Source organism: Actinomycetota bacterium (assembly GCA_036280995.1).
Lineage (GTDB): Bacteria > Actinomycetota > CALGFH01 > CALGFH01 > CALGFH01 > CALGFH01.
The window spans coordinates 1-5523 of sequence record DASUPQ010000543.1; the positions used below are offsets into that span (position 1 = coordinate 1).

The following is a 5523-nucleotide window of genomic DNA, read 5'->3' on the forward strand; positions in this document are numbered from 1 at the left end:
CGGCGCCGCCCGCCGCCGGACCGTCCGGCGCTAGTCGACCGGCTCTGCCGGTCCAAGTCCGTTGACCGTCGGTCCAAGGCCGGCACCGCGCCGTCGTGGGGTCACAGCCGGGCGGTCAGCTCCAGGGCCTGGTCGGCCAGCTGCACGACCACCTCGGCGAAGCCGCGCCAGGTGTCGTCGCCCCCACCGTAGGCTCCGGTGGCGTGGCGGGCGACCACGCCTTCGAGGATGACGGCGAGCTTCCAGGAGGCGAAGGCCACGTAGGTGTCGAGCTGCGACAGGTCGCGACCCGAGCCGGTCGCGTAGGCCTCGGCCACGGCGGCGCGGCCGGGGAAGCCGGGCATGACCGTCGGGGCCGAGCCCAGGGGGAGGGTCTGGTCGCCGGCCTCGGCCCAGTACACCAGCAGCAGGCCGACGTCGGCGAGCGGGTCGCCGAGGGTGCACAGCTCCCAGTCGAGCACGGCCAGGACCTGGCCGGCGGGGGAGAGGACGACGTTGTCGAGCCGGAAGTCACCGTGGACGATCCGGGCCGGGCCGACCTGGACGGGGAGATGGGCGGCCAGGCGGCGGTGGACCTCGTCGAGCGCGGGCAGGGGCCGGGTGCGGGACTGCTCCAGCTGGCGCTGCCAGCGGGCGAGCTGGCGTTCCAGGTAGCCGGAGCGGCGGCCGAGCTCGCCCAGGCCGACCTGGTCGGGGTCGACCCCGTGGAGGGCGACCAGGGCGTCGATCAGCGAGCCGGCGGCCGCCGCCCGGGCCGGCTCGTCGAGGGCGGCGGCGACGGTGGCCTCGTCGCGGGGGACGACGCCGTCGACGTGGGCCATCACGTAGAAGGGGGCGCCGGTGACGGCCGGGTCCTGGCAGAGGCCGAAGGTGGCCGGGACCGGCACCGGGGTGCCGGCCAGGGCGGTGATCACCCGGTGCTCGCGGCCCATGTCGTGGGCCGAGGGGAGCACCCCGTGCAGGGGCGGGCGCCGCAGCACCCAGGTCGCCCGGGCCGCGTCCTCGACCCGGTAGGTGAGGTTGGAGCGGCCCCCGGCGATCTGGCGGAAGGCCAGCGGCGGCCGCACCCCGGGGACGTTGGCCTGGAACCAGGCCGTCACCCCCTCCGGGTCGATCCCCGGGATCACCCCGTTGCTCCCTCCTCGGCGGCGTGGCGGACGGCCTCGGCCACCCCGGGGGCGACCCCGCGGTCGAACACGCTGGGGACGATGTACTCGGGGCGCAGCTCGTCGTCGTGCACGCGGGCGGCGATGGCCCTGGCCGCGGCCACCTTCATGGCCTCGGTGATGGTGTGGGCCCCGGCGTCCAGGGCGCCCCGGAACACGCCCGGGAAGGCGAGCACGTTGTTGATCTGGTTGGGCTCGTCGCTGCGGCCGGTGGCGACCACGGCGGCGTGACGGCGGGCGCCGGCCGGGTCGACCTCCGGGTCGGGGTTGGCCAGGGCGAACACGATCGCGTCGCCGGCCATGGTGGCGATGTCGGCCGGGTCGAGGATGCCGGGCCCGCTGACCCCGACGAGCACGTCGGCGCCGGCCAGGGCGTCGCGCAGGGTCCCGGTCTGGCCGCTCGGGTTGGTGTGCTCGGCCACCCACTGCTTGCTCTCGTCCAGGCCGTCGCGGCCCTTGTGGAGCACCCCGGCGCGGTCGCAGGCGACGATCTCGCCCACCCCCTCGGCCTGGAGGATCTTGATGATGGCGACCCCGGCGGCCCCCGACCCCGACAGCACCACCCGGACCCCGCCCAGCTCCTTGCCGACCACCCGCAGGGCGTTGGCCAGAGCGGCCAGGACCACGATGGCGGTGCCGTGCTGGTCGTCGTGGAACACGGGGATGTCGAGCGACTCCCGCAGCCGGCGCTCGACCTCGAAGCAGCGGGGGGCGGCGATGTCCTCCAGGTTGACCCCGCCGTAGCCGGGGGCGAGCAGCTCGACGGTGCGCACGATCTCGTCGGTGTCCTGGGTGGCCAGGCAGACCGGCCAGGCGTCGACCCCGGCGAACTGCTTGAACAGCAGGGCCTTGCCCTCCATCACCGGCATGGCCGCCTCGGGGCCGATGTTGCCCAGCCCGAGCACGGCCGAGCCGTCGGTGACCACGGCCACCGTGTTGCGCTTGATGGTGAGCTTGCGGGCGTCGGCCGGGTTGGTGGCGATCGCCCGGCACACCCTGGCCACCCCCGGGGTGTAGGCCATCGACAGGTCGTCGCGGGTGCGCAGCGGCACCTTGGAGGCGACCTCGAGCTTGCCGCCCAGATGCAGCAGGAAGGTCCGGTCGCTGACGGCGTGCACGTCGGCACCCTCGATCGCGCCGACCGCCTCGGTGATGGCGTCGGCGTGGCGGGTGTCCACGGCGTTGCAGGTGAGGTCGACCACCAGAAGGTCTGGGTGGGACTCGACAATGTCGACCGCCACCACCGTGCCCGCCGACTCGCCGACCGCGGTGGTGATGCGGCCGATGCCCAGCGGGTCGGCGCCGAGGTGCACCCGCATGGTGATCGAGTAGGAGGCGCTGGGGATGCCCATGGGAGCTCCTTGGAGGTGGCCGCGGGATGGGCATGAGCCTACTCCAGAGCAAGCCCGCGGCTACGCTTGGGCCGTGACCGAGCCCGACCGTCGCCTCCCGGCGCCGCTGGCCGTTCCCGACCCGGGCCGGCTCGACCCGGCGCATCCCGGCTACCAGGCCGTGCTGGCCGCCCACGGGCGGGCCCTGGAGGCGGGCGAGGACGGCTACCTCGACCCGGCCACCGGGCTCTGGTGCTTCACCGCCGCCTACCTGTGGGACCGTGGCACCTGCTGCGACAGCGGCTGCCGCCACTGCCCGTATGTCAACCAGGCCCGCCGGCTGGCCGGGCCGGGCCGTAACGGTCCCGTACCGTAGGCCCCTCTATCCTCGCCCCATGGGAGCGCCCACCCGGACCCTGCTCGCCTGGTCGCTGTGGCTGGCCACCTTCGGCTGCCTGCTCGGCGGGCTGGTGGTGACGCTGTTCCTGACCCGGCCGCTGACCGCCGACGTGCTCGTCACCGGCGCCTTCAACGGCGCCCTCTGGCTGCTGTTCGCCACCGTCGGCCTGGTGCTGACGCTGCGGCGGCCCGAGAACCCGATCGGCTGGCTGTACGCCGCCGGCGGCCTCGTCTGGTCCGTGTACGTCCCCTTTGATCCCTGGGTCGACGCCCTCCAGGTCGCCGACCGGCCGCTGTCCCTGGCCGCCCGGCTGGCCGCCCTGGTCGGCGACAGCTTCTGGGCGATCGGCATCGCCCTGGCCATCACCCTGCCCCTGCTGCTGCTGCCCGACGGGCGGCTGCGGTCGCGCCGCTGGCGGGTGGTCGTGGTGGCCACCGTGGTCGGGACGGTCCTGGACGTGGTCGGCTGGTGGCTCAGCCCGGAGCCGATGACCCAGACCCTCGAGCCGGTGGCCAAGCCGTTCGCCCTGGCCGGCTGGGGTGGCTCGGCCGCGGTGGTGGTCACCTGGACCGGCTTCGCCCTGACCTTCGCCACCATCCCGGCCGCCGCCCTCTCCGTGGTGCTGCGGTTCCGGGCCTCGCGCGGGGTCGAGCGTCAGCAGCTGCGCTGGGTCGCGGCCGGGGCCACCGTCGCCGTCGTCGGGCCGGCGCTGCTGGTCCCGCTGGACACGCTCGGGCTGGCGCCCGCCGACTCCTTCTCCTGGCCGCTGCTGCTGTCGGTCCCGCTGGCGATCGCCGTGGCGGTGCTGCGCTACCGGCTGTGGGACCTGGACCGGCTGGTCAGCCGGACGGTGGCCTATGTCCTGGTCACGGCCCTGCTGCTGGTCCCCTATCTGATTATCGTCCCGGCGGCCAGTGGCCTGTTCGAGGGGTCGGGGAGCCTGGCCGTGGCCGCGGCCACCCTGGCCGTGGCGGCGGCGTTCCAGCCGTTGCGCCGCCGGGTCCAGGAGCTGGTCGACCGGCGTTTCAACCGGCGTCGCTATGACGCGGCCCGGACGGTGGAGGCGTTCGCGGCCCGGCTGCGTGACCAGGTCGACCTGGACGCGCTGCATGGCGAGCTGCTGGCCGTGGTCGCCCAGACCATGCAGCCGACCACGGCCTCATTATGGCTTCGGTCCACTCCGCGCTGACCTGCTAAGATAGATAAAACCTATCGACAAGATAGTAACAATCAATTGGATCAATACCTTCTGGGCGGCTACAGTCGCTCCAGGTGCCGGCCGGCCGACCACGCAATCTCCCAGCGCCGGGAGTCGCTCCCCGGAAGGTGGTGCCGCCATGCCCGCAACCGCTCCCAACCGCCTGCCCGAGGACTGGTCGACGAGCCCGCGCTGGCGCGGCATCCGCCGGGAGTACACGGCCGACGACGTGTACCGGCTGCGGCCCCAGGTGCTGGTCGAGCACACCCTGGCCCGGGTGGGGGCCGAGCGGCTGTGGCGGCTGCTGGCCGAGCGGGACCACGTGCCCGCTCTGGGGGCGCTCACCGGGGGGCAGGCGGTCCAGATGGTCAAGGCCGGGCTGGAGGCGATCTACCTGTCGGGCTGGCAGGTCGCCGCCGACGCCAACCTGGCCGAGCAGGTCTACCCCGACCAGAGCCTGTACCCGGCCAACAGCGTGCCCGCGGTCGTCCGCCGGATCAACAACGCCCTGCTCCGGGCCGAGCAGGTCGCCAAGGCCGAGGGCGCCGAGCGGTCCTATGTGGTGCCGATCGTGGCCGATGCCGAGGCCGGGTTCGGGGGGCCGCTCAACGCCTACGAGCTGACCGGGGCGCTGATCGCCGCCGGCGCGGCCGGGGTCCACTTCGAGGACCAGCTGGCCAGCGAGAAGAAGTGCGGGCACCTGGGCGGCAAGGTCCTGATCCCCACCGGGGCGTTCATCCGCACCCTGCAGGCGGCCCGGCTGGCCGCCGACGTCGCCGGCGTGCCAACGGTCCTGGTGGCCAGGACCGACGCCCTGGCCGCGACCCTGCTCACCAGCGACGTGGACGAGCGCGACCGGCGCTTCCTGACCGGCGAGCGCACCGCCGAGGGCTACTTCCGGGTCACGGCCGGCCTTGACGCCCCGATCGCCCGCGCCCTGGCCTACGCCCCCTATGCCGACCTGCTGTGGTGCGAGACCTCCACCCCCGACCTCGACCAGGCGCGGGCGTTCGCCGAGGCCGTCCACGCCGAGTTCCCCGGCAAGCTGCTGGCCTACAACTGCTCGCCGTCGTTCAACTGGCGGGCCCAGCTGGACGACCAGACGATCGCCCGGTTCCAGAAGGAGCTGGCCGCGATGGGCTACCGGTTCCAGTTCATCACCCTGGCCGGGTTCCACAGCCTCAACGCGGGCATGTTCGAGCTCGCCCGCGGCTACGCCGCCGAGGGCATGCCCGCCTACGTGCGGCTCCAGCAGCAGGAATTCGCCCTCGAGGCCAGCGGCTACACCGCCGCCCGCCACCAGCGCGAGGTCGGCACCGGCGTGTTCGACCTGGTCGCCCGGGCCGTGACCGCCGGCCAGGCCTCGACCCTGGCCCTGGCCGACTCCACCGAGCGCCAGCAGTTCTAGGAGCGGTTCCCGCCCGTCTG

5 protein-coding genes are annotated in these 5523 nt (G+C 74.0%); 3 read left to right on the forward strand and 2 right to left on the reverse strand.

All coding sequences use genetic code 11. From position 1 onward, the window contains the following. Positions 1-101: 101 nt before the first annotated feature. Both VF468_18180 and VF468_18185 read right to left on the reverse strand, forming a co-directional pair. Positions 102-1127 (reverse strand): phosphotransferase family protein, encoded by a 1026-nt coding sequence (locus VF468_18180; GenBank protein HEX5880218.1) that lies wholly within the window; start codon positions 1125-1127, stop codon positions 102-104. Next, positions 1124-2518 (reverse strand): NAD-dependent malic enzyme, encoded by a 1395-nt coding sequence (locus VF468_18185; GenBank protein HEX5880219.1) that lies wholly within the window; start codon positions 2516-2518, stop codon positions 1124-1126. The genes VF468_18180 and VF468_18185 overlap by 4 nt, the downstream gene beginning before the upstream one ends. Positions 2519-2624: 106 nt before the next feature. Here VF468_18185 and VF468_18190 point away from each other — a divergent pair, with 106 nt between their 5' ends. The 3 genes from VF468_18190 to aceA all read left to right on the forward strand — a co-directional run bounded on the left by VF468_18190 (position 2625) and on the right by aceA (position 5503). Next, positions 2625-2873, forward strand: a complete 249-nt coding sequence (locus tag VF468_18190; protein ID HEX5880220.1) for a DUF5522 domain-containing protein — start codon at positions 2625-2627, stop codon at positions 2871-2873. A 19-nt stretch (positions 2874-2892) separates the two neighbouring features. Beyond that, entirely contained in the window at positions 2893-4086 is a 1194-nt protein-coding gene (locus tag VF468_18195; protein HEX5880221.1) for a hypothetical protein, read from the forward strand. A gap of 148 nt (positions 4087-4234) precedes the next feature. Next, on the forward strand, positions 4235-5503 hold the full coding sequence (gene aceA / locus VF468_18200; protein ID HEX5880222.1) for an isocitrate lyase: 1269 nt from the start codon (positions 4235-4237) through the stop codon (positions 5501-5503). The last annotated feature ends 20 nt before the right edge of the window (positions 5504-5523 follow it).